Source organism: Dehalococcoidia bacterium, from assembly GCA_040902535.1.
In the GTDB taxonomy this organism is placed as follows: Bacteria; Chloroflexota; Dehalococcoidia; order DSTF01; family JACRBR01; genus JBBDXD01.
Window position 1 is genome coordinate 138,441 of sequence record JBBDXD010000006.1, and the last position, 23,298, is coordinate 161,738.

General features: G+C 66.3%; 27 protein-coding genes. 15 read left to right on the top strand and 12 right to left on the bottom strand.

From position 1 onward, the window contains the following. Positions 1 to 15: 15 nt before the first annotated feature. The 3 genes from purD to guaA are packed head-to-tail and all read right to left on the bottom strand — an operon-like array spanning position 16 to position 3,009. Positions 16 to 1,317 (bottom strand): phosphoribosylamine--glycine ligase, encoded by a 1,302-nt coding sequence (gene purD, locus WEB52_03560; protein MEX2225510.1) that lies wholly within the window; start codon positions 1,315 to 1,317, stop codon positions 16 to 18. Next, entirely contained in the window at positions 1,314 to 1,514 is a 201-nt protein-coding gene (locus tag WEB52_03565) for a hypothetical protein (GenBank protein ID MEX2225511.1), read from the bottom strand. The genes purD and WEB52_03565 overlap by 4 nt, the downstream gene beginning before the upstream one ends. A 4-nt stretch (positions 1,515 to 1,518) precedes the next feature. Next, positions 1,519 to 3,009, bottom strand: a complete 1,491-nt coding sequence (gene guaA / locus WEB52_03570; protein ID MEX2225512.1) for a glutamine-hydrolyzing GMP synthase — start codon at positions 3,007 to 3,009, stop codon at positions 1,519 to 1,521. A 261-nt stretch (positions 3,010 to 3,270) separates the two neighbouring features. Between guaA and WEB52_03575 the strand changes: the two genes are divergently transcribed. The 5 genes from WEB52_03575 (at position 3,271) to WEB52_03595 (ending at position 7,417) form a co-directional block, all read left to right on the top strand. Further along, on the top strand, positions 3,271 to 3,888 hold the full coding sequence (locus WEB52_03575) for an L-threonylcarbamoyladenylate synthase (GenBank protein ID MEX2225513.1): 618 nt from the start codon (positions 3,271 to 3,273) through the stop codon (positions 3,886 to 3,888). Positions 3,889 to 3,909: 21 nt separating this feature from the next. Further along, on the top strand, positions 3,910 to 4,290 hold the full coding sequence (locus WEB52_03580; protein MEX2225514.1) for a VOC family protein: 381 nt from the start codon (positions 3,910 to 3,912) through the stop codon (positions 4,288 to 4,290). Then, a complete protein-coding gene (locus WEB52_03585) occupies positions 4,287 to 5,342 on the top strand; it encodes a polyprenyl synthetase family protein (GenBank protein MEX2225515.1) in 1,056 nt (351 codons plus the stop codon). The genes WEB52_03580 and WEB52_03585 overlap by 4 nt, the downstream gene beginning before the upstream one ends. Before the next feature lie 118 nt (positions 5,343 to 5,460). Next, the gene (locus tag WEB52_03590; protein ID MEX2225516.1) at positions 5,461 to 6,648 is read left to right on the top strand and encodes a phosphoglycerate kinase; all 1,188 of its coding nucleotides are present in this window, start codon (positions 5,461 to 5,463) and stop codon (positions 6,646 to 6,648) included. A gap of 88 nt (positions 6,649 to 6,736) precedes the next feature. Further along, a complete protein-coding gene (locus WEB52_03595) occupies positions 6,737 to 7,417 on the top strand; it encodes a 50S ribosomal protein L25 (GenBank protein MEX2225517.1) in 681 nt (226 codons plus the stop codon). 70 nt (positions 7,418 to 7,487) lie between these two features. Here the strand turns inward: WEB52_03595 and WEB52_03600 are convergent, their stop codons facing one another. Both WEB52_03600 and WEB52_03605 read right to left on the bottom strand, forming a co-directional pair. Next, positions 7,488 to 8,282, bottom strand: coding sequence for a methyltransferase domain-containing protein (locus tag WEB52_03600; GenBank protein ID MEX2225518.1), 795 nt, complete (start codon positions 8,280 to 8,282; stop codon positions 7,488 to 7,490). A gap of 67 nt (positions 8,283 to 8,349) precedes the next feature. Next, entirely contained in the window at positions 8,350 to 8,745 is a 396-nt protein-coding gene (locus WEB52_03605) for a hypothetical protein (GenBank protein ID MEX2225519.1), read from the bottom strand. Positions 8,746 to 8,981: 236 nt separating this feature from the next. Here WEB52_03605 and WEB52_03610 point away from each other — a divergent pair, with 236 nt between their 5' ends. Together WEB52_03610 and WEB52_03615 are read left to right on the top strand one after the other, a co-directional pair. Continuing rightward, positions 8,982 to 9,212, top strand: a complete 231-nt coding sequence (locus tag WEB52_03610) for a hypothetical protein (GenBank protein MEX2225520.1) — start codon at positions 8,982 to 8,984, stop codon at positions 9,210 to 9,212. Continuing rightward, positions 9,196 to 9,432: a hypothetical protein gene (locus tag WEB52_03615; protein ID MEX2225521.1), complete on the top strand. Its 237-nt coding sequence runs from the start codon at positions 9,196 to 9,198 to the stop codon at positions 9,430 to 9,432. The genes WEB52_03610 and WEB52_03615 overlap by 17 nt, the downstream gene beginning before the upstream one ends. 212 nt (positions 9,433 to 9,644) lie before the next feature. Here WEB52_03615 and WEB52_03620 read toward each other — a convergent pair whose 3' ends face one another. Continuing rightward, positions 9,645 to 10,484 carry a PIG-L family deacetylase gene (locus tag WEB52_03620; GenBank protein MEX2225522.1) on the bottom strand — a complete coding sequence of 280 codons (840 nt, stop codon included), beginning with the start codon at positions 10,482 to 10,484 and terminating at the stop codon, positions 9,645 to 9,647. A gap of 191 nt (positions 10,485 to 10,675) precedes the next feature. On the opposite strand from WEB52_03620, the gene WEB52_03625 reads away from it, so the two are divergent. The 3 genes from WEB52_03625 (at position 10,676) to WEB52_03635 (ending at position 13,946) form a co-directional block, all read left to right on the top strand. Then, positions 10,676 to 12,043, top strand: coding sequence for a lactate racemase domain-containing protein (locus WEB52_03625; protein MEX2225523.1), 1,368 nt, complete (start codon positions 10,676 to 10,678; stop codon positions 12,041 to 12,043). A 236-nt stretch (positions 12,044 to 12,279) separates the two neighbouring features. Further along, positions 12,280 to 12,651, top strand: coding sequence for a GIY-YIG nuclease family protein (locus WEB52_03630; GenBank protein ID MEX2225524.1), 372 nt, complete (start codon positions 12,280 to 12,282; stop codon positions 12,649 to 12,651). A 101-nt stretch (positions 12,652 to 12,752) separates the two neighbouring features. Then, positions 12,753 to 13,946 carry an acyl-CoA dehydrogenase family protein gene (locus tag WEB52_03635; protein MEX2225525.1) on the top strand — a complete coding sequence of 398 codons (1,194 nt, stop codon included), beginning with the start codon at positions 12,753 to 12,755 and terminating at the stop codon, positions 13,944 to 13,946. Between the two features lie 15 nt (positions 13,947 to 13,961). Here the strand turns inward: WEB52_03635 and WEB52_03640 are convergent, their stop codons facing one another. From WEB52_03640 to WEB52_03655, 4 genes are all read right to left on the bottom strand, one after another. Beyond that, positions 13,962 to 14,930: a DUF4268 domain-containing protein gene (locus tag WEB52_03640; GenBank protein ID MEX2225526.1), complete on the bottom strand. Its 969-nt coding sequence runs from the start codon at positions 14,928 to 14,930 to the stop codon at positions 13,962 to 13,964. Continuing rightward, the gene (locus tag WEB52_03645; protein ID MEX2225527.1) at positions 14,930 to 15,484 is read right to left on the bottom strand and encodes an MOSC domain-containing protein; all 555 of its coding nucleotides are present in this window, start codon (positions 15,482 to 15,484) and stop codon (positions 14,930 to 14,932) included. The genes WEB52_03640 and WEB52_03645 overlap by 1 nt, the downstream gene beginning before the upstream one ends. Before the next feature lie 153 nt (positions 15,485 to 15,637). After that, positions 15,638 to 16,120: a RidA family protein gene (locus tag WEB52_03650; GenBank protein ID MEX2225528.1), complete on the bottom strand. Its 483-nt coding sequence runs from the start codon at positions 16,118 to 16,120 to the stop codon at positions 15,638 to 15,640. 28 nt (positions 16,121 to 16,148) lie between these two features. After that, positions 16,149 to 16,733, bottom strand: a complete 585-nt coding sequence (locus tag WEB52_03655) for a pyridoxamine 5'-phosphate oxidase family protein (GenBank protein MEX2225529.1) — start codon at positions 16,731 to 16,733, stop codon at positions 16,149 to 16,151. Positions 16,734 to 16,815: 82 nt separating this feature from the next. Between WEB52_03655 and WEB52_03660 the strand changes: the two genes are divergently transcribed. Both WEB52_03660 and WEB52_03665 read left to right on the top strand, forming a co-directional pair. Continuing rightward, a complete protein-coding gene (locus tag WEB52_03660; GenBank protein MEX2225530.1) occupies positions 16,816 to 18,291 on the top strand; it encodes a PLP-dependent aminotransferase family protein in 1,476 nt (491 codons plus the stop codon). A 42-nt stretch (positions 18,292 to 18,333) separates the two neighbouring features. After that, a complete protein-coding gene (locus WEB52_03665) occupies positions 18,334 to 19,188 on the top strand; it encodes a mechanosensitive ion channel family protein (GenBank protein MEX2225531.1) in 855 nt (284 codons plus the stop codon). Here WEB52_03665 and WEB52_03670 read toward each other — a convergent pair. Both WEB52_03670 and WEB52_03675 read right to left on the bottom strand, forming a co-directional pair. Then, positions 19,185 to 20,366 (bottom strand): site-2 protease family protein, encoded by a 1,182-nt coding sequence (locus WEB52_03670; GenBank protein ID MEX2225532.1) that lies wholly within the window; start codon positions 20,364 to 20,366, stop codon positions 19,185 to 19,187. The genes WEB52_03665 and WEB52_03670 overlap by 4 nt on opposite strands. Before the next feature lie 256 nt (positions 20,367 to 20,622). Next, positions 20,623 to 21,225 carry a thioredoxin family protein gene (locus tag WEB52_03675; protein ID MEX2225533.1) on the bottom strand — a complete coding sequence of 201 codons (603 nt, stop codon included), beginning with the start codon at positions 21,223 to 21,225 and terminating at the stop codon, positions 20,623 to 20,625. Between the two features lie 132 nt (positions 21,226 to 21,357). On the opposite strand from WEB52_03675, the gene lspA reads away from it, so the two are divergent. From lspA to WEB52_03690, 3 genes are all read left to right on the top strand, one after another. Continuing rightward, positions 21,358 to 21,918: a signal peptidase II gene (lspA, locus tag WEB52_03680; GenBank protein MEX2225534.1), complete on the top strand. Its 561-nt coding sequence runs from the start codon at positions 21,358 to 21,360 to the stop codon at positions 21,916 to 21,918. 1 nt (position 21,919) lies between these two features. After that, the gene (locus tag WEB52_03685; protein MEX2225535.1) at positions 21,920 to 22,807 is read left to right on the top strand and encodes an RluA family pseudouridine synthase; all 888 of its coding nucleotides are present in this window, start codon (positions 21,920 to 21,922) and stop codon (positions 22,805 to 22,807) included. Between the two features lie 131 nt (positions 22,808 to 22,938). Then, entirely contained in the window at positions 22,939 to 23,298 is a 360-nt protein-coding gene (locus tag WEB52_03690) for a cupin (GenBank protein ID MEX2225536.1), read from the top strand.

The following is a 23,298-nucleotide window of genomic DNA, read 5'->3' on the forward strand; positions in this document are numbered from 1 at the left end:
CGGCGACGAGCGCGCTCACGCCCGCACCGCCTCGCTCGCGCCGATGTCCCGGCGATAGTGCATGCCCCCGAAGCCGATCCGCTCAACATTGCGGTAGACGCGCTCGCGCGCTTCGGCGAACGTCGGCGCCGTCGTCGTGACGGCGAGGACGCGGCCGCCGTTCGTAACGAAGCGCCGATCTTCGATGCGCGTGCCCGCGTGAAACACCGTGACGTCGCTATCGACGTCTTCCAGGCCGCTGATCGGCTTGCCAGTCTCGTACGTGCCCGGGTATCCACCCGAAGCGAGCATCACCGCGATCGAGGCGCCGTCCTGCCAGCGCACATCGATCGCGTCGAGCGTGCCGTTCGCGCAGGCAAGCATGATCTCGAGCAGGTCAGACTGCAGTCGTGGCAACAGCGCCTCCGCCTCCGGGTCGCCAAAGCGCGCGTTGAATTCGATCACGCGCGGCCCGTCGGAAGTCACGAACAGCCCCGGGAAGATGACGCCCGCAAACGGCGACCCCTCCGCCGCGAGCCCCCGCACGACCGCTTCCGTCACGTCGCGGCGAATCGCGTCCGCCGTCGAAGCGTCCAGCCATGAGGGCGAACTGTACACGCCCATGCCGCCCGTGTTCGGCCCGGCGCCCCCGTCGAAGATCGCTTTGTGATCGCAGGAAAACGGCATGTGCGCGACGCTCTTGCCGTCCGTGAACGCGTGCGCGCTTACTTCGCGGCCCTTCAGCTTGTCTTCGATCACGACGACGCGCCCCGACGCGCCGAGGGAGCGCTCGACCATCAGCGAGCGCAGCGCCTCGATCGCCTGCTCATGCGAATCGGTGACGATCGCGCCTTTCCCGGCGGCGAGCCCGTCTGCCTTGACAACGACGTCGCTATCGCGCGACTCCACGTACCGCCGCGCCTGCTCGAAGTCGTCGAAGCGCGCCGCGACGCTCATCGGGATCGCGTTGCGCTCCATGATCTCCTTGGCGAACGCCTTCGACGCCTCGATGCGCGCCGCGGCCTTCGTCGGTCCGAACGCGGTGATGCCGGCAGCCTTGAGCGCATCGACCAGCCCCAGCCCAAGCGGGTCATCCGACGCGACAGCCACCAAGTCGGCGCGTCGCTCGCGCGCCATCGCAACGACTGCGCTGCAGAACGCCGCCACCTCTGCGTCCGGCGCGTGCGGCTTCGGGATCGCCAGCGGCAGCGTCTCGGCGACCTGCGCGATGCCGGCGTTGCCCGGCGCCACGAACAGGTCGCTGACCTTCGCCGATTGGCGCAGCTTCCACGCGATCGCGTGTTCGCGCGCGCCCGCGCCGATCACCAGTACGTTCATGAGACGGCGCCGCCATGGTTCAGCCGCCGCAGCACGACGAACGCCACCGCCACCAGCAGCAACGGCATGACAAGACGGCTCGCGACGCCGCTCTGCTTCTCCGCCGCCGGCGGTGCCTCGATTTCACCCGGCTCGTCGGACTTCGTGTCGCTCGTGTGGGCGCGTCCGTTCGTGCTCGGTGCGTGCTCGGTCGTCATCGGGTCACTCCCACTCGATCGTGCCCGGTGGCTTCGACGTGACGTCGTACACAACACGGTTCACGCCCGGCACTTCGTTCACGATGCGGCTGCTGATCCGCGCGATCACATCGTACGGCAACCGCGCCCAGTCGGCCGTCATCGCGTCTTCCGCCGTCACGGCCCGCAGCGCCACGACGTGCCCGTACGTGCGGTAGTCGCCCATCACGCCGACCGAGCGCGTGTCCGTCAGCACCGCGAACGACTGCCACAGTTCGTGGTACAGCTTCGCCTTCTTGATCTCGTTCATGACGATCCAGTCGGCGGCTTGCAGCACCGCCACGCGCTCCGCCGTTACCTCGCCGATGATCCGGATCGCGAGCCCCGGACCCGGGAACGGCTGCCGGTAGACCATCTCGTCGGGCAATCCGAGCGTGAGTCCCACCTGCCGCACCTCGTCCTTGAACAGGAAGCGCAGCGGTTCGATCAGCTCGAACGTCAACTCCTTCGGCAGACCGCCGACGTTGTGGTGCGTCTTGATCTTCGCCGCCGTACCGTGCCCCGTCGCGCTTTCGATGACGTCCGGATACGTCGTGCCCTGCGTGATGAAGTCGACCTTGCCGATCTTGTCGGCCTCCGCCTCGAACACGCGGATGAACGTCTCGCCGACGATGCGTCGCTTTTGCTCAGGGTCGGTGATGCCCCGAAGCTGCGTCAGGAAGCGCTCGCCGGCATCGACGTGTACCAGGTTCATGTCCATGTGGCGCTCGAACGTATCGACGACGCGCTCGGGTTCCTCGCGGCGCATCAGGCCGTTGTCGACGAAGATGCACGTCAATTGGTCCCCAACCGCCTTGTGTACCAGCGTCGCCGCGACCGCCGAATCGACGCCGCCCGAAAGCGCACAGATCACGCGCCCGTCGCCCACCTGCTTCCTAATGCGGTTGATGCTGTCCGCGACGAAGTTCCCCGCCGTCCAGTCGCCCTTGCAGCCGCAGACCTTGTACAGGAAGTTCTCCAGGATCTGCTTGCCGTGCGGCGTGTGTACGACTTCCGGATGAAACTGGATGCCGATCATCCCGGCGCCGTTCGTCATCGCCGCGATCGGCGAGTTGTCCGAGTACGCGAACGAGGAGAATCCCGGCGGCATCTGCGTTATGCGGTCGCCGTGCGACATCCACACGGGCATCGAGGCCGGCAGTCCGTCGAACAGCGGCGAGTCGATGTCCCCCTGGTGTACGACGGCATGGCCGTACTCCCGCTGCTCAGCCGGCGCGACCCTGCCGCCGAGTTGATAGGTCAGTGCCTGCATCCCGTAGCAAATGCCTAGGATCGGCAGGTCCTTCTCGAACGCCCACGTCGGGATCTTCGGCGAGTCGAACTCGTAGATGCTCGCCGGCCCGCCCGAGAGGATGACGCCGCGCGGCCGCATCGCCTCGACCTGCTCCCACGGCGTGTCCGGCGGCACCAGTTCGCAGTACACCCGGCACTCGCGGATCCGACGCGCGATCAGCATCGAGAACTGCGACCCGAAGTCGATGACCACGACGGCTTCCGGCTGAATCGGGAGCGCCGGCTGCTGCTCCGCGGGGGCTTCGCCGCTCTTCTCGCGGGCGATTTCCAGGTACGTGGAAACCTCGACATCACCCGAAGCGCGAATGCGGCGGGAACTCTGCTCGTCGGACATCACGTATCCTGTGCGCATGAAGGGCGGTGGATGCAGTCTAGTCCGATGCCGCTCGCACGGTCAATATTTTCTGCTCATCGACATAAGCGTTTGGACGAGAAAGAACAGTTCCGCCACGCCATCGACGTGCTGCGGCAGGGCGGCATCGTCGCCATGCCGACCGACACCGTCTACGGCCTGATCGCCGTCGCGTCGGACAGCGCCGCCGTCGATCGCGTCTACCAGGCGAAGGTCCGCGACCCCGTGCAGCCTATGCCCCTCTTCGTCGGCTCGCTCGAGCAGGCGGAACTCATCGCCGGGATGAACGCGACGTCGCGGCTGCTTGCCTCGCTGTTCTGGCCCGGCGCGCTCACGCTCGTCCTGCCCGGGCAGACGACATTCAGGACCCGCGCCGCGGCAGGTGGCGACACGATCGCCGTGCGCGCGCCCGCCGACCAGTTGCTGCGTGAGATCGCGCTCCAACTCGGCCCGCTCACCGGCACGAGCGCCAATATCGCCGGTCGCGAGGAGACGCACGACGCCGCGGCCGCGCGCGAACAACTCGGCGACGTCGTCGACTTCGTCGTCGATGCGGCGCCCGTCGCCACCAGCAAGCCTTCGACGATCGTCGACGTCACGGATCCCGCGCAGGTGCGCGTCCTGCGCGAGGGTGAGATCACCCGCGAGATGCTGCGCGACGCGCTCGCGGGCGCCGCAGAGGTGATCTAGGATCGGACGGGAGGCCACGCCTTGCCGCAAATCATTCGGCTCCAGCACGCTGCCGTCACCGTACCCGCCGATGGCCTCGAGACGGCGCGGAAGTTCTACACCGAGATCCTCGGCCTGCGCGAGGTGCCGCGCCCGCCGGAGCTGCGCGAACGTCCCGGCATCTGGTACTCGTTCGGCACGACGGAGCTGCACATTCAGGCACGCCCCGACGCGCCGCGCGAGACCGGCGATCGCCATCCCGCACTGATCGTCGATGACATCGACGCGTGGCGCGACCGCCTCTCGCATCACGGCATCGAGATCATCGACCAGCCGACGATCTACAACCGGCGGCGCTTCAACGTCCGCGATCCTTTCGGCAACCTGCTCGAGCTCATGACGGAAGGCGACGCCTCGCCGTGACGCCCGGATTCGCCCCGCCAGACCTGCAGCGCGTCGATGATGCGCTGTCGCGGTACCGCGACCCCGTCCTCGCCGGCATGCGCAACGCGCTCGAACGCCCGGGCGTCGAACATGTGCGATTCATGCGATATCACCTCGGCTTCGAGGACGCGGAGGGCAAGCCGGCCGAATCGACCGGCGGCAAGATGCTGCGTCCCGCCCTAGTACTGCTCGCCTGCGAGGCCGCAGGCGGCGATGCCTCCCGCGCGATGCCCGCCGCCGTCGCCATCGAACTGCTGCACAACTTCTCATTGATCCACGATGACATCGAAGACGCGAGCGAGACACGCCACGGCCGCACCACGCTCTGGAAGCTCATCGGCGTTCAGCAAGCGATCAACGCCGGCGACGGACTGTTCGTGATCGCCCAGCGCACGCTGGTCGATCTTGCGGACGCCGGCGTGCCGCCCGCACGCGTGCTCGCGGCATCGCGCATGCTCAACGACGCTTGCATCGCGCTGTGTGAAGGCCAGTACGCGGACATCAACTTCGAACGGCGCGACCGCATCTCGCAAAACGAGTACGAGGCCATGATCGCCGGCAAGACGGCAGCGCTCATCGGCGCATCCACCGGCATCGGCGCCATCGCCGGCGGCGCCGATGACGCGACCGTCGCGGCGCTTGCGATGTGCGGCATCCGCCTCGGCATGGCCTTCCAGATCCAGGATGACGTGCTCGGCATCTGGGGCGAAGCGTCCGAGACGGGAAAGTCCGCCGCGGACGATATCCGCGCCAGAAAGAAATCGTTCCCGGTCGTCTTCACGTTCGACCACCTCGAAGGCGCCGCGCTCGAAAAGCTCGAGCGCATCTACGCATCGCCGGCGCCCTCCGACGCCGCCGTCGCCGACGTGCTCACCCTGTTCGACTCCGTCCGCGCCCGCCAGGCGGCAACGTCGATGGCGGAACAATGGGCGACGCAGGCCATCGAGTCGCTACGCCCGCTGGAACTCAACCCGGACCGCCGCGAAGAGATCGAGGCGCTCGCGTCGTTCTTCGTCCACCGCCGGTCGTGATGCACTGCCATCGTCATTCAGAGCGAAGCGAAGAATCTCTCGCGCCATCGCGCACCGATCGAGATAGGGGGCGCATACTCGTGATAGTCACGTCAGCGGCCCCGGGCGAGGCCTGCGCATGAACAAGAAGACGATTCGCGACATTGATGTGGACGGCAAGCGCGTGCTCGTGCGCGTTGACTTCAACGTACCCATCGACAAAGAAACCGGCCGCATCCTCGATGACACGCGCATCCGCGCCGCGCTGCCGACGATCAACTACCTGCGCGAGCACAACGCCAAGGCGCTCCTCGTCTCGCATCTCGGCCGTCCCGACGGTCATATCGTCGAGTCGGCGCGCATGGCGCCCGTGGCCGCCCGACTCGCCGAACTGATCGGCGCCCCCGTGCCCGTCGCGACCGACGTCGTCGGCGACTCCGCGAAGAACGTCGCGTCGTCCCTGCCGCCTGGCGGCGTCGCCATGCTCGAGAACGTGCGCTTTGAGCCAGGCGAAGAGAAGAACGACGACGCGCTCGCCCGCGCCCTCGCGTCCTTCGCCGATGTCTACGTCAACGACGCCTTCGGCACGGCGCATCGCGCGCACGCCTCGACCGCTGGCGTCTCGAAACACCTGCCCGCGGTCGCAGGCTTCTTGATGCAGAAGGAGATCGACTTCCTGGGGCGCATCGTCGGTGATCCCGAGCCGCCGGTCGCGGCCATCATCGGCGGCGCCAAGATCAGCTCGAAGATCGGTGTGCTGCAGCACCTGTTGTCGAAGGTGAATACGCTGCTCGTCGGAGGCGGCATGGCGAGCACGTTCCTCAAGGCGCAGGGCGTCTCGGTCGGCGCGTCGCTCGTCGAGGACGACCAGCTCGACACCGCGCGCCAGATCATCGAAGACGCGAAGCGCCGCAATCTGACGATCGGGCTGCCTGTCGACGCCGTTATCGCCGATACGTTCGCGGAGGACGCACAGTCACGCACCGTCGACATCGCAGACGTGCCCGACGGCTGGCTGATCCTCGACATCGGCCCGAAGACCGTCGCTGACTACGAAGCGAAGCTCACGGGCGCGAACACCGTCGTCTGGAACGGCCCTCTCGGCGTCGCCGAGTGGGAACCGTTCGCGCACGGCTCGCACGCCATCGCGCGCGCCCTCACCGGCTCCGACGCCACCGTCGTCATTGGCGGCGGCGAAACCGTCGCGATGGTGCAGGACCTCGGCCTCGCGGACCGCTACGCGCACGTCTCCACGGGCGGCGGCGCCTCCCTCGACTTCCTCGAAGGCCGCGAACTCCCCGGCGTAGCGGCGCTGCTCGATAAGTAGGTCCGCGCGCTCCGTTTGACCCGCCGCAGACGCCTTGTTACCCTCTCGTGGGCCTTTGGGCTCTATTTTTTCGGGAGTCAACGAATCCATGGCGAACAACTCACTCAGCGCCGCTCCTCGCACCGTGCTCGGTAAGAAGGTGAAGGCGCTCCGGCGCTCAGGCGTCACCCCCGCCAACATCTACGGCCACAAGGTCGACTCCACTGCCGTCCAGGCCGACACGGCGGAGCTGACGCACCTCCTGCGCGCCGCCGGCCGCAACGCGATCATCGACCTCACGGTAGAAGGCGAGGCGGCGCCGCGGACCGTTGTCGTCCGCAACATTGGCCGCAATCCCGTCACGAGCCAGATCCTGCACATCGACTTTTTCCAGGTCTCCATGACCGAGACCATGAAGGCCGAGGTGCGCGTCGTGCTCACCGGCTCATCCTCCGCCGTCTCCGACATGCAGGGCGTGCTGCTGCAAATGATCGAGTCGGTATCGGTCGAGGGGCTCCCGGGTGACATCCCCGCCGAGTTCCTGGCCGATGTCTCCGTCCTGACACAGCTCGAATCATCGATCCACGTGCGTGACCTGCACATCGACGAGACGAAGGTCACCGTCACCACCGACCCCGATGTCGTCGTCGCTCGCGTCGCAGCGCCACGGCTAGCGGCCGCTGAGGAGGAAGAGGCGGCGGCCGCTGCAGAGGGCGCCGAGGCGCCGGCCGAAGGCGCCGAGGGCGCTGCCCCCGCCGAAGGTGCCAAGCCCGAAGAGGGCGGCGAGTAGCTCTACGGCCACACTTGAAACAAAAAAAGGGGCGCGACGAGCGCCCATTTTGCATCGTCTTCGCCGCGTGTTAGCGCTTCTGCGCGCTCACGAACACGCGCTGGCGATACGGCTGCAGTTGCAGCGTCAGCGTCACCTCTCCGGCCAGCGCGGTGTACGCGGCCTCGCCCATCTCGCTGGTAAGCTCCGCCTTCGCATCGACGATCGCCTGGTATGCCTGCGTCAGCCGTACGCGCCAGCCCGCCGTCTCGGCGCAGCTCACCACGTCGAACCCTGCCTGTTCCAGGAGCGGGCTGTAATCGGCCACCGGATCCATTCCAAGCACCGGCACGCCGGCGACGCGCTCCGGCTCCAGCTCGAAGCACGCAAACGCCAGGCGCCCGCCGGGCCGAAGAATGCGCGCGATCTCGTGGAGCGCGGCGCGCTTATCCGGCGCGTACTGCAGCGCGTCGACGCTGATCGCGGCGGCCGCAGATCCAGCATCGAGTCCGGTCTGCGCAAACGATCCTTGCGTGAACCTTGCGACGGGCGCCGGTTGCAGCGATGCTGCTCGTTCGCGAGCGCCCGCCAGCGCGACCGATGAGATATCGACGCCGACGAGCCCCGCGCCGGCCCCCCGCGCGATCCACAACCCCGGACCCGCCATGCCGCACGCGAGATCGACGAGCGTGTCGCCATCGCGCAAGTTCAGTGCCGCCGCCATCGTCTGCATCTCGGCGAGCGTCAGGAAACTGATGTGCTCGAACCCCGCAGGGTAATCCTCGCCCGTCGCATGCGTACGCCAGATCTTGTGGAACGTCGGGCTGTCTGACATGGCGCCGTAAACGGCGTCGTAGCCCGCTGCGACGCGGTCCGTGTCGTCCATGCTTACCCTCGCGTAGGAGAATCCCGCCGCCTCACACACGGCCAGGGCACCGGTCGCCCCGTCGAAGCTACTCCGCAGCGCCGCCCAGCGGGTCGACCGCAAAGCAAAACTCTTCGACCACGCACCCGCCGATCAGATGCTCCTGGATGATCCGCTCGAGCACGTCTGCGTTCGCCGAGTGATACCACGCGCCCTCCGGGTAGACGAGCGCGATCGGCCCCTGCGCGCACATGCGCAGGCAATTCGCCTTCGTGCGATACACCACGCCTGCCCCCGCCGTGAGCCCCAGTTCGACGAGCCTGCGCTTCAGGAACTCCCACGCGGCGAGCGTCTGCTCGCGCGGCGCGCACTTGGGCTCCGTCTGGTCGGCGCAGAGCAGGATATGACGCCGAATCCGCCCCACGCCGTACTGCGCGACATGCTCGAGCAACTCTTCGTCCAGCGCGCGTTCTTCGTTCGGCACGATCCATCGTTGCAGCCGCGATGCCCTCGCACAACCCTCCGTCATAACGGGAAGGCGGGCGCCCTAATTCCCACGGTTTGCGCTTCGGTTTGGCTATCTCCAGATTCGAAAAAGCTGGTGAGAGACGCGTAATCGGCTCGTGAGACGCTCGACGTAAAGTTGACCCTGCTTGTCAAACCGCAACGACAAGCTCCAACGGCGCGGCCCGCAGCAGCGGGCGTTCACAGGGGGCAAGGATGTCTGTCGAACTCACACCAACGTTGCAGGAGGAAAGACACCTCGACGAGCTGACGAGGACCGAGAAGCTCCGCATCGCGGCGCGTGTCCTCATCAAGCGTGGAGTGGCCGGGAACGGCGGAAGATGGGGCCTGCAGTCGCGGCTCGCGGAACACTTCGGTGTCACGCGGCAGCGCGTCAGCCAGATCGTCCGCCAGGAACTCGCCCACTTCAATGCTGATTCTCGATAAGCAGAAGGCGGTCGAACACATCGTTGCGCTCACCTCCGCCGACCCCGTCGCGGTCGCCCGTCCTGAGGAGCGGCCCGGCAGGATCCGTGCGCGCAGCTATCACCGTGTGGCGCGGTACGAGCGGAAGACGGCGGCGGCAGACGGCGGTTTGCCGCCCCGCCGCTCACCGTTCCGCTTCCGTCGCCGCCTCGTCCCCAACATCGAGGGGACGCCTGTCTGAGGTCGATGAGGCCCCGAACCCCGAGCCTTCGGGGCCTCATCGACCCGACCCTGCCCCGAAGCGAACGAAGCGCCGCGTCCACCACACCGAACGATATAGCGCGGGGCACATGTGCACGCCACGGCGTCTCCGGCCGGGTCCGAGACGCGCGCCCACGCCGTCCCCTCTGTTGTCTGTTGTCTGTTGTTTGTTGTCTGTTGTTTGTTTGTCCTCTACTCCAACCCCGCAAACAGATCGTCGAGCATCACGCCGTCCGCGACGGGCGGGTGCGCGCGATGAAACCACTCCCGCCCGAAAAAGCGCAGCCGCGATGCGACCGGCAGCTTCATGAACGGATTCATGTCGGAGATCTGCGTCCGGTGCGCCACCATCGCGCGCTCCTTGCGTTCGAACTGATCGCGTACGTCGATCACGCAGTTCGGCTCGACGCGCGGCAAGTCGTCGATGCCTTCCTCCTGCGCGACGTTCGGCTCCATGATCCCGCTCTCCTGCATCTCTTGCATCAGCCGGCCGAACTCCTGCATAGGGATCGCCGTGTAATACAGCGCGTTCGCCTGCCACGCCGCGCCGGCCCCGGCGTAACGCGATGCGTCCGCCGCCGCGCTGAATGCTTCCTTCGCGTGAAAATGCACCGCGATGTGGTCCGGATGGCCGTAACCGCCGCTCTCGTCCCACGTCACCACGATCCGCGGCCGCGTCTCGCGGATCAATCGCACCATCGCTTCGACGACATCGTCGGCAGCGGCGTTCATCAGCGCGTCCGGATGCTCATTCTCGGCCGTCCCCTTCATTCCCGAGTCGCGGAAGCCCAGGAAGCGCACGTCGGACACGCCGAGGATCGTCATCGCATCGCGCAGTTCCTGCTCGCGATAGTCCGCCAGCGTCTCGGGCGTCGCGCCGGTCCCCGGCGAGATCTCCCCGACCTCGCCGCGCGTCGCCGAGACCATCGTCACCGGCACGCCGCGGTCCGCGTATCGCGCGACCGTCGCGCCGACGCCGAACGTCTCGTCGTCTGGATGAGCAAAGATCGCCAGGATTCCGCCTTCGGGCATAACTCCTCCTATCACGTGCGCAAGTGATCCAGTCTGACACGCGCGCGCCCCAGCATCACGTATGGCCCGTTGCCTGTCCCGTCCGCCGTAGGCCCGAAAACTCCACCCGCGATCCCGACGACCGACGACCGACGACCAGGCGACCAGACGACGGCTGGTCGCCCCGCCGCCCCGCGTGGTACCGTCGCGCCATGCCCACCATCACCCTCCCTTTCGGCGACGCCACCATCGATGCCGAACTCCCCGCACGGGCGCGCGTCGTCGCGCGCAGCGGTGGCGCCGGTTCCGGCGGCGGCCTCCAGCCCGTCGCTGACCTGGAGTCGACGATCCGGCAGGCCCTCGATCGACCGCTCGGCCTGCCGCCGATCCGCGAACTCGTGCGCCCCGGCTCGCGCGTCGCCATCGCCTTCGACGATCCCACCGTGACGTCCTTCGGCCCGATCCGCCGCGTCGCCATCGAGGCGATCCTCGCGCAACTCGTCGATGCCGGCGTCCGCGAGGACGATGTGCGGCTGATCTGCGCCAACGCGCTGCACCGTAAGTTCACGCGTGAAGAACTCGCCACGATCATCGGACAGGAGTTGGTCGACCGCTTCGGCGAGCGCCTCTTCTGCCACGACGCCGAAGATCGCGACAACATCGTCAATCTCGGCACGACGCCGCGCGGCTACGACGTCGAACTCTCCCGTCACGCCGCCGAAGCGGATCTCTGCGTGTACGTGAACGCCGGCCTGCACCTGGGATTCAGCGGCGGCTGGAAGTCGATCGCCGTCGGGCTATCGACATGGCGCTCCATCCGCCACACCCACCACCCCGACGGCATGTCGATGTCCGTGCTCAACAACCGCATGCACGACGTGCTCAACGAGATGGGCGCGCACCTCGAAGCCTCACTCGGCAAGCGCATGTACAAGATCGAGTGCGTGCAGGCGTCGCCGACGAGGATCGCGCACGTCTGGGCGGGCGGCGTCTCCGAAACGCGCGCCGCTGCGCTCGACGTCATGGCCTCACGCAACGCGCCGCGTCGTTCGCAATCGGAGCCCGCCGATGTCGTCGTCTACGGCCTCCCCGCATGGAGCCCGTACGCCGTCTTCGGCCAGATGAACCCAATCCTGACGCTGATATCGTCCGGCCTCGGCTATCTCGGCGGCTACATCGAAGCGCTCGGCAAACCCGGCTGCACCGTCGTGCTCGCGACGCCGTGTCCGGAGGCGTGGGACATGGAACACCACCCCTCGTACCGCGACGCCTGGGACCGTGTGTTACCCGCGACACGCGACCCGTACGAGATCATGCGCAGGCACACCGACGAGTTCGCCACGCATGCCGGCTACATCGACCGCTACCGCAACGGCGTCGCGTTCCACCCCGTCCACGCGATCCTCGCGACGCATCCGCTACGCCGCCTCAAGCACGCATCACGCGTCATCGTCGCCGGCGCACTCGATCCGGCGGTGCCACAGCACATCGGCTTCGACCACTCCCCGTCCGTCGAATCCGCCCTCACCGAAGCCGAACGCCACCACGGCCCCGACTGCTCCATCGTCTGCGTGAATTGAGCGCAGCCGTCATTCCGAGCGAAGCGAAGGCAGCGTCATTCCGAACGAAGCGAAGAACAGCGTCATTCAGAGCGAAGCGAAGAATCTCTCTCGTGGTCGCCACGCATGAAGGCAATTCCTCGCGTACCCTCACGACGAACGCGCATCAGAGCGAAGCGAACAACAGCGTCATTCAGAGCGAAGCAAAACAGCGTCATTCAGAGCGAAGCGAAGAATCTCTCTCCTGGTAGCCGCAAATGAAGACATTCCATGTGTACATCATGACGAACGCCGCGCGTGGCACGCTCTACGTCGGTGTCACGAACGCGATCGCCCGACGCGTCGACGAACACAAGTCGAAGCGCTCACCCGGGTTCACGCGCCGCTACAACCTCTCCATGCTCGTCTACGCGGAGACGGCCGATGACGCGCTGTCGGCGATCGCCAGGGAGAAGCAGATCAAAGGTCTGAGCCGATCGAAGAAGATCGCGCTGATCGAAGCGGAGAATCCTGGCCGGGCTGATCTCGCCCATGACTGGTTCGCTGGCGACGCTCATGGCGACGTCCGGCCAAAGCAGCGTATCCCGGCGCAGCCGCACGAGAGAGACTCTTCGCTTCGCTCTGATTGACACGTTTCGACGCCCCTCGCAACTATGGCTCCCTCGCTCCAATGGGCGACCTTAAGGACCTGCCGCGGTACGATCCCCCTCTCACAACGAAGGAGATCCCCATGCCCAACGCACTCACCCCCGAAATCAAAGAACAACGCAAGCAGGCGAAAGCCTTCCTCGACGAGCACATCATCCCCAACGAGCCCGCCCTCCAGCAGCACGACGCGAACGCCGCCGCCCTCATGAAAGACCTCCAGGCGCGCGTCAAATCGATGGGCATGTGGGCGATGTTCATCGGCCCGGAGGCCGGCGGCACCGGCACCGGCTTTCTGGCCTACGCCTACGTCAACGAGATCCTCGGCCGCAGCCCCTTCGCGCCGCGCGCCTTCGGATGCGCCGCCCCCGACACCGGCAACGCCGAGATCCTGCACCAGTTCGGCACCCCCGACCAGAAGGAGCGCTGGATGAAGCCGCTGATCGCCGGCGACATCCGCTCCTGCTTCTCGATGACAGAGCCCGAAGTGTCGGGCGCCGACCCCACGGGCCTGCGCACGCGCGCCCTGCGCGACGGCGACGAGTGGGTGATCAACGGCCACAAGTGGTTCACCAGCGGCGCCATCGGCGCGTCGTTCGCGATCGTCATGACCGTCAGCGATCCCGAAGCCGAGCAGCACCGCCGCATGAGCCAGATCATCGTCCCGACGGACACGCCCGGCTTCAACATCGTCCGGCCCGTGCCCGTCATGGGCGAGACCGACGGCGCCCACTGCGAGATCATCTATGACAACGTGCGCGTCCCCGTCACGAACACGCTCGGCGAGGCCGGCGATGGCTTCCGCATCGCGCAGCGGCGCCTCGGGCCGGGGCGCATCCATCACTGCATGCGCTGGCTGGGACAGATGCAGCGCGCGTTCGAACTGATGTGTACCTACGCGCTCAAGCGCGAGGCGTTCGGCGGCCCGCTCGCCGACAAGCAGACCGTGCAGAACTGGATCGCCGACTCCGCCGCCGAGATCCAGGCGTCGCGCCTGCTCACACTCGCCGCCGCCGAAAAGATCGACCAGGGCGACGAAGCGCGCGCCGAGATCTCGATCATCAAGTTCTTCGGCGCCAGGGTCCTGCACGACGTCATCGACCGCGCGATCCAGGTGCACGGCGCCCGCGGCGTCTCCGGCGACACGCCGCTCGAGAGCATGTACCGCAACGCGCGCGCCGCCCGCATCTACGACGGCCCGGACGAAGTGCATCGCATGGTCGTAGCCCGCCGCATCCTCCGCACCTTCAAAGACGGCGGCGTGTGGGAGTTTGAGTAGAGAGCTCGCTCTCTCTCAGGGATTGGCTACGAAGTCGCTGGCATTGAGGGCCCGTAATCTGGGTTTGAGTTCGGCAACCCAGAGTTCAACTCGCTCGGCAAGTTCACGGAATATGTCGTCATGCTGGTTTGGGCCAATGCTCAGCCTCTGCATGACGTGACTCTCGATCCGACCCGGGTTCTCCAGCCACTCTAGTTGACCGAGTCTCGCTTCAAGCGCGGCGGCGTCTCTCTGAAGCAAGTGGAAGTGCGGCTTCGAGTCTGGGCCGCCTAGCACGAGCTTGAGCCGCACGGAATCGTTGTTGGTGAGAATCACCAGCGTGAAGTTCGTTCGACCAAGGGCAACCGCCATCTCAGATGGGAACATCGGCTGCCCAATTCGGATCGGGCTGGTTCGTTCCAACATGTACTCACGAAACGCCGACCAGAATTCCATCTGGTGCTGAGCAGTTGGGGACAGCTCTTTGTCGGTGGCTGCTGCGCGGCTAACGCGTTGCTGCCAGCCATTCGGTTGACTTGCGATGTTGAATCGAGGCGCCGGTGCCGAGCCCCCTATTCGCCAAAGCTCGATCTCGAGGCCGAAGAAGTTGATTCCACCACTCGATGTTCGATTCAGCCAATCAAGCGCGGCCCGATGCTCGTCTGTGAACCGCGCAGCCACCCAAATCATAGTCACGCATTCGAGCCCTGCGGCATACGTCAACAGTTGACCAAGATGTATGTGGTCTGTTCGCTCGAGCTGATTCTCGATCACGACAAAGTGCCCCGTCAGCGTATCTTGGCAAAGAATGTCAGCTCGGTACGGGCCAACAAATTTCTCCTCCGCGTTCGCCTCGAGCGAGATCCCGATTGTTTCGCCAAGAACGGCTAAGTTCTCTGGCCTCGCGAGCCAAGGTGTGAACTCGTACGGTTCTGATGACCAGTAAGTGCGGAGGTCGACACGTTCGAGGCGCGCTAGGGCAGGCTTGTCGCCGTTCACATCCATCACACCGGCTCCAGCCGCACCCCCACACCCTCACGCGTCTCAACCCGAATAGCATCCCCGGCGCGCACGACGCCACCCTCCACCACCACCCCCATGATGCCGGCCTTCCGCATGATGCTCCCGTCTTCGAGCTTGCGTGCCACCTGTTGCAGCAGCCGCTCGTCGATGCTGTTGAGCTGCGTGCACGGGGTGCGCAGACCGGTGATCTCGACCACCACGCTCTCGCCTATGTGCAGCCGCGCGCCGACGGTCAGCTCCAGGATCGACAGGCCGCGCGTCGTGATGTTTTCGCCCATCCGCCCCGGTTGCACGTCAATGCCGAGCGCCGCCATCTCGTCGAACAACTCGCTATGGATCAGGTGTACCTGCCGCCGGTTCGGCAGCTCCGGCGTCTTCGCCGCGCGCGAGCGATGCCGCACCGTCGCGCCCGCGTGAAAGTCCCCCTCGACGCCATGACCCGCGATCAGCCTGATCTCCGGCATCGGATCCTTGCCGATGCCGCCCGTAGGACTGCTGTTCACCGAAACGACTTCGCCCTGCATCTGCTCCTCCACCTGCTCGTGAGGAATTGTACCGACTCCCCCAATCTGTCCTCATCTGCTCCATCTGCGGACAACCCCTCGCCCCGTACGGCGCCGACCCTCCCCAATCTGTCCTCATCTGTTCCATCTGCGGATAACCGGTTCATCTGTGGCGAATAGTCGACGCTACTCCCGCACTTCGATCGTCGCCTCCACCTCCAGCGCGATGTTGAACGGCAGCGAAGCAACGCCGACGGCAAGACGCGCGTGCTGCCCCGCTTCGCCGAACACCTCGACGAAGAGGTCGGACGCGCCGTTGATCACCTTCGTGTGCAGCAGAAACTCCGGCGTCGCGTTGACGACGCCGTACACCCGCACGAAGCGCGACACGCGGTCGAGCGTCCCTAGCGCATCGCGGATCGTCGCCAGCACGCCGAGCCCCGCGACGCGCGCCGCCTCGCACCCCGCGTCCGCATCGAGGTCCGCGCCCAACCGCCCGAAGATCGCGGTGCCGTCGGCGCGCAACGGAATGTGGCCGGCCGTCATGAGGACGCCGCGGCTCACGATCGCGTGCAGGTACGTGCCGGCCGGCGGCGGCATCTTCGGCAATTCGAGCCCCAGTGCCCTCAGCCGCGCTTCCGCAGATTCCGTCGTCACGTCAGCAGCCACAATCATCTCCGATCCTCTGATGCGCTCGTCATTCATCGCGCGTCGTCGAGGAGCCACGTGCGGCGCCGTGCTCGCCGTAACGAAACGCGCCGGGAAAGTCGTCCTCGACTTTCTTCTGCTTGCCACTCCATTCGTCGATCACGATGCGATACACCGCCGTCAACTTCAGTTCGTCGTCGTTCGGCAGGCGATAATCGTCGCCCGGCGCCAGGTGCGGGAAGTATTTCCGCACCAGCAGGTCGAGCATCCATCGCTTCTCCAGCGGGTCCTCGACAAGACGCGCCCGCCCGAAGACGACGACGCCGTTGTACTCGACGCTCATGTTGAACGCGCGCTCCGAGGGCAGCAACCGTCCCATCTCCGTCACGCTGAAGCACACCGCATCCTCAGCCTCCACGTTCGATGCCGTGCGGCCCGTGCGGGCGCTGTGCATGTAGATGACGTGCTCCGCCTCGTCGAAGACGAACATGTTGCTGTTGATGAAGGGCTGGCCGCCGCGCACGGTCGCCATGATGCCCATCGGCGCGCGATGCAGCAGGCTGCGGATGAACGCGTCGTCTTCGACCTGGCGGTCCTTCCGTCGCACCTCGGTCAGCGATCGTGGGTCGCACATGGCTCTTCCTCCTGTTCGATCATCCGTCGTATAATGGCCCCCGAAAAGAGCCAATGCAGCAAGCGTCGCTGGGGCCAATAGCATGACGTCGCTGCCGCAGGTCAGACTCGATCCCGGCTCGCCCGAGCCTATGTACCGCCAGCTCTACGATGCCGTCCGCAAGGCGGTGCTCGACCGCACGCTGGCGCCCGGCACCCGCCTGCCCGCCACCCGCGAGCTGGCCCGCGACCTCGGCGTCGCGCGCAATACCGTCATGCTCGCCTTCGACCAGCTCATCGCCGAGGGCTACGTCGAAGGCCGCGTCGGCGCCGGCACCTACGTCACCGATGCTCTGCCGGACGAACTCCTCTCGGCACGCACGCCATCTCGGAGCCCGCGGCGGCCGGCGGCTGGCCGTGCGCTCTCCGAACGCGGCCGCATGCTCTCGCGCACGCGCGTCACGCTGAACCCGCCCGACCAGCCCGAACGTCGCGCCTTCCGCATGGGCATGCCGGACTTCGCCGCCTTTCCCTTTCGTGAGTGGGCGCGTATTACTTCCAGGCTGTGGCGCGATCCGCCGCACGAGTTGTTGTTCTACGGCGACCCCGCCGGCTATGCGCCGCTACGCGCCCAGATCGCCGCCTACGTTGGCGCCGCCCGCGCCGTCCAGTGCGATGTCTCACAGGTGATGGTCGTCGCCGGCTCGCAGCACGCGCTCGAGTTGGCCGCGCGCTTGCTCGTTGATCCCGGCGATGCCGTTTGGATCGAAGACCCCGGCTATCTCGGCGCTCGCGCGGCGCTTCAGTCCAGCGGCGCCCGTCTCGTGCCCGTACCTGTCGATGACGAAGGCATCGACGTCGAAGCCGGCATGCGCCGTTGCGCCGACGCTCGCGTCGCCTACGTCACGCCGTCGCATCAGTTTCCGCTCAGTGTCACCATGTCGCTCGGGCGACGCCTCGCACTGCTCGACTGGGCGGCACGCGCGAACGCATGGATTCTCGAGGACGACTTCGACAGCGAGTACCGCTACGCCGGGCGTCCCCTCGCCTCGCTACAGGGCCTCGACGGCTACGCGCGCGTCATCTACATCGGCACGTTCAGCAAGGTGATGTTCCCGTCGCTGCGCATCGGCTACATGGTCGTGCCACCGGACCTCGTCGATGCCTTCGTCGCCGCGCGCGCCATCGTCGACCGCCACCCGCCGCTCGTCGAGCAGGCGGCGCTCGCGCAGTTCATGGCGGAGGGGCACCTCGCGCGCCACATTCGCCGCATGCGCACGCTCTACGAGGAGCGTCAGCAGCAACTGCTCGAGGCGGGACGGCGCGAGTTGCGAGGCCTCATCGACCTGCAGCCTGCCGACACAGGGATGCACGTCGTCGGCTGGCTGCCCCAGGGAGCCGACGATGCGGCGGTCTCGCGCGCGGCATCCGCCGGCGGCGTCGACGCGCCGGCCCTCTCGCAATACTGCCTCGAAGCGAAGCTTCCGCCCGCCCTGACGCTCGGCTACTCCGGCTGCGACGAGCGCGCCATCCGCGATGGGGCCGCGACGCTCGCCCGCGTGCTCGCAGGCCGCCGGTGACGCTTCCACGTCGCATCGGCGTTGGCCTACACTTGCGCTGATTTGCTGAGCTACGCTGCATTGCTGCGCATCATCCTCGCCTTCGACTCCGACGACCCGGGCGACTGGCTGCGCGACCATGGCTCCGTCATCGTCGCGGCGATCGTCCTCGCCATGATCGCCGTTTTCTTCGTGCGGAGGCTGGTGCCGCACGTGCTTCGTCCCGCCGTGACGCGCCAGATGTCCGGCCGCCCGACGACCGAGATCGACCGCCGCATCGAGACGCTCGCCGGCGTTATGATCCGCACCGCCGAAGTCGTGCTCTTCTTGCTCGCACTGTTCACGGTCCTGCCCGAGTTCGGGCTCGATATCCGCCCGGTGCTCGCCGGCGTCGGCATCACGGGCATCGCGCTGGGGTTGGGCGCGCAGTCCCTCGTGCGGGACACGCTCAATGGCATCTTCATCCTCAGCGAGAACCAGTACGCGCGGGGAGACGTCGTCACGATCGCCGGCGTCACCGGCACCGTCGAGGACGTGAGTCTGCGTCGCACGCTCGTCCGCGACGTCGATGGCGTCATCTACACCGTGCCGAACAGTTCTGTGGCGGTCGCCGCCAACTTCACGCGCGACTTCGCGAAGGTGCGCGTCACGATCCCGGTCGCACCTGCGAGCGATCTCGCCGAAGTGCGCCGTATCGCCGACGAAGTCGGTCAGCAACTCGCGGCGGAAGCCGAGTACCGAGACCGCATTCTGGCGCCGCCGCAATACCTCCGCGTCGATAGCATCGATGCCAACGGGGTCGCCGTGCAGGTTAACGGGACGGTGCGCCCCGGCAGCCAGTGGGAGATCGCCGGCGTCTTGCGCGCACGACTCCTCGAAGCGCTGCAAGCCAACGGTATCAAGACGCCCTGGGGTTAGGCCCCTTGCGGCTGCCGCCGGTCCTTCGGCTGCCCCGCCGGCTCGTTGCCCTCACTCGCGCCTTCGCCTAACTCACGCCGGATCTGGATGAAGCGCATCACGTCGCCGCGGTCGAGCATCCCGACGGGCTCGCGACCGCGCACGACCGGCAGTTGGTTGACATCGCGCTCGACCATGATGTGCAGCACGTCTGCCAGGCACTGACCGGGCGCGACCGTGTGCAGCTGACCCGCCGGCGTCATCGCCCGGTACACACTCGTCGACGCCCACTCCTCGCGCGGCACCTTCCGGACGTCGGTCAGCGTAACCAGGCCCGCCAAATCGTCGCCGCCGATCACCATGAACGCCCGCGCGTTCGTGCGCATGATGCCATCGTGCACCAGTTCCTCGACCGTCATCTCGGGACCGACGGAGGGGATGTCCTTCCGCATCACCTCATCGACGCGGATGCCGCTCAGCGTCGTTTCCATCAGGAGTTGCTCGTAGCTGGCGCTCGCCGCTCCGCGCAGGAAGAAGCCGATGAACATGAACCACAGTCCGCCGACAAGGTTCCCGAAGAACACCTGCACAAGTCCCAGCGCCATGATCCCGTACGCCAGCCACTCTCCGACGCGTGACGCCGTGCTCGTCGCGCGCAGCCGGTCGCCATTCCGCGACCACACGATCGAGCGAAATACGCGGCCGCCATCGAGCGGAAAGCCGGGCAGCATGTTGAAGATCGCCAGCGACACGTTGATCAGCGCCATGTACGCGCTTAGCCCGGCGATGCCGTCGTCGAACGGGTAGAGGACCGCCCACCCGGCCGCGAACAGCGCCCCCAGCGCGAGGCTCGTCGCCGGCCCGACGATCGCGATCTTGAATTCGTCACCCGGTTTCTCCGGCTCTTTCGAAAGGTTCGCCGCGCCGCCGAAGATGAAGAGCGTGATGCTTCGCACCGGCAGTCCGAGCCTGTTCGACACGACCGCGTGCGACATTTCGTGGATCAGTACCGACAGGAAGAACACCGTGGAGACAACCACCGCGCCCGTCCAACGCTGCGCCGCCGACCAGTCCTCGTAGTAGTACTCCAGCACCCCCGTCGCGAACGACCACGTGACGACGAGGAAGATGAAGATCCAACTCCAGTGGGCGCCGATCTCGACGCCGAATAATCGCCCGAGTCTGAAGGAACTCGTCATCGCGCCCCCTTCTACAATCCCTCATCGATCATAAGACAGGAAACGTTGGCGATTCATGACGATTGGGAGTGGAAATAGCAGCCTTTCGTCACATTACGCGCCCGTCCCGGTCGAGCGGCGCACCGGCCTCACGAATCGCAACGCGAAGTACACCACCCGAACGCAGACTGCGGAGAGTCCGGAACCAGCTCGCCATCGCCCGCCGCCCGAAATGACAAGAGGCGCCTCGTCATACTTCACGCTAACCCGCGCCGTCCTAGCGCACGCGCTCTTCCAGCGCCCTGATCACTTCCTTGATGGTCTCTTGCCGCCAGCCACCCCAGGTCGGCCCGTTTTGGAACGCGATGTACTCCTGCTTCGCGGCCTCAGCTTCTTCTGGCGTCTTGTCGGGCTTCCGCATGCGCAGGTACATCGGCGCAAGCTCGTGCATCTGCTCATTCGCGAGCACCGGCCGCTCGATGAAGTGTGCGATGTACTCCATGTCCTTCGTGTAAAAGACGGTCACGGGGATCGACTCGAATTCACCGTCCTTCAGGAACTGCGCCATGATGTCCTTGTGCTGGTCGCGCGGGAAGACGCGCAACTCCATGCCGGTGGCCTCCGCGACGCGCGCGAATACCGGCATCCCACGGAAGACGTCCGGACACCAGTCCTCGCCCAGTACCAGCATTTTCGCCGGCCCGCCTGCCTTCTGCATCAGCCCCTTCAGCGCCGCCACATCATCGTCCTGGACCGTCGTACCGTCGTAGTTCTCCTGGAACCGCGCCCGATTGCGCTCGATCGAGCCAACGTACTGCTCGTACGTCATGCCCTGAGCGTAGCGCTCCGGCGTCACGACGGATTCCTTCTGCTGCACCACGGGCGTCTCCTTTCGGAACGTCATACGGGGCTAGAAGGGCAGTGTAACATCTACAGCGCCTTGTGGTCGTCAGGGTCGCAACGCTCGATCAGGCGCATGCTATCCTCAATCGTGCTCGAAGCCAGTTCCGCCGTGGATTCCCCTCGACGCGCCACTTCGCTCACCGACCGCATCGCCTCCCGATGGCGCAACGACCTTGTGTTCTTCGCCATCGCCGCCGTCATCATCGCGCTCGATCAACTGACAAAGTGGCTCGTCCGCTCGAACCTGTCCTACGGTGAGACGTGGCCTGAGAACAGCGATGCCCTCGTCCGGATCATCCACGTCACGAACAGCGGCGCCGCCTTCGGCATCCTCCAGGGCCAGACGCCTTTCCTCATCATCACGAGCATGCTCGGGCTGGCCGCGATCCTCCTGTACTACATCTATCCGCCGATGGATCACGGACTCGTTCGTGTCGCGCTCGGCCTGCAGCTGGGCGGTGCCATCGGCAATCTCATCGACCGCGTGCGGCTCGGCGAGGTGACGGACTTCGTCGATGTCGGCAGCTTCCCGACGTTCAACGTCGCTGACTCCGCGATCACGGTCAGCATCATCGCGGTGCTGGCGTTCTTCTTCCTCCAGGAAGCGCAGGGACCCGGCGAGCACGGCCCTCCCGACGATGCCGGAAAAGCGCCGGCCGCCGACGACTAGCTTGATTGCCGATAGGGCGGGCGAGCGGCTCGATGTCTTCGTCGCGCGCATGCTGCCCGGCCTCACGCGATCGCGCGTCCAGAAGCTGATCGATGATGGCTACGTCGTTGTGACCGGCGTCCGCGCGAAGCCGGCCTTGCGGCTGGAATTGGGCCAGACCGTGCAGGTCGACCTCCCCGCTCCCGTCCAAGCGCGCGCGGAACCCGAAAGGATCCCGCTCGACATCATCTTCGAGGACGCAGACCTGCTCGTCATCAACAAGCCCGCCGGCATGACCGTGCACCCCGCACCCGGCCACCCCGCCGCGACGCTCGTCAATGCCATCCTCGCCCACGCCGACGATCTCTCCGGCATCGGCGGCGTCCTGCGTCCCGGCATTGTGCACCGGCTCGACCGCGACACGTCCGGAGTCATCCTGGTCGCCAAGAACGACGCGGCGCACAACGCCCTCGCGCGCCAGCTCAAGGCGCGGACGGTCGAAAAGACCTACATGGCAGTCGTCGAGGGCACGCCGAAACCGGCTGAAGGTGTCATTGATGCACCGATCGCCCGCGATCCGCGCAACCGTCAGCGCATGGCGATCGTCGAGAACGGACGCGCATCGGTGACGGCGTACAAGGTCATCGAGCGCTTTCGCGGCTACTCGCTCATCGAAGCACGCCCGAAGACGGGACGGACCCACCAGATCCGCGTCCACCTCGCCGCCATCGGCCACCCGATCGTCGGGGATCGTGTGTATGGCAAGGCGGTGGCCTTCGTACCACGCCAGTTCCTGCATGCCTACCGCATCGAATTCGACGATCAGCGGACGCACGCGCGCGTCGAATACGAAGCGCCGCTGCCGGATGATCTCGCCAAGGCACTGGCCCATCTGCGATCGTCCGGCTGACCCTCCTGCGCGGTATCATCGCGCATGACTGTCGGCGACGCCTTTTCCTCTAGTTTCGCCGACGTAAGGTGCGTTTACCAGCACCTGTTCTTCGCCGTCTACGCCGGCAGACGCGCTGGTGCAGCCGCGCCATGAAGATCTTTCGCTTCGACCGCGGCGTCGCGCATCACATCGCTCAGTTCGAAAGCTCGTTCGAGCATCAGTTTCTCGCGATCGCCCGCGGAGGTGAAGTGCGTATTTCGATCATGTACCTCGGCGCCGGCGATCGTGTCGGACGCCATGAGGCACGGATCGCGCAGCTCTTTGCCGTCGTGCAAGGCAATGGTCGGGTCGAAGCGGCAGGGGCACGCACGCCGATTGCCTCCGGTCGCGCGGCGTTCTGGGGTGCGGGCGAGTCACACGCCGCTGGCACTGATACCGGAATGGTCGCGATCGTCGTCGAGGGCAACAGTCTGGGTCCCGATGCGGCGCTGGCCCAAATGGTTGACTAG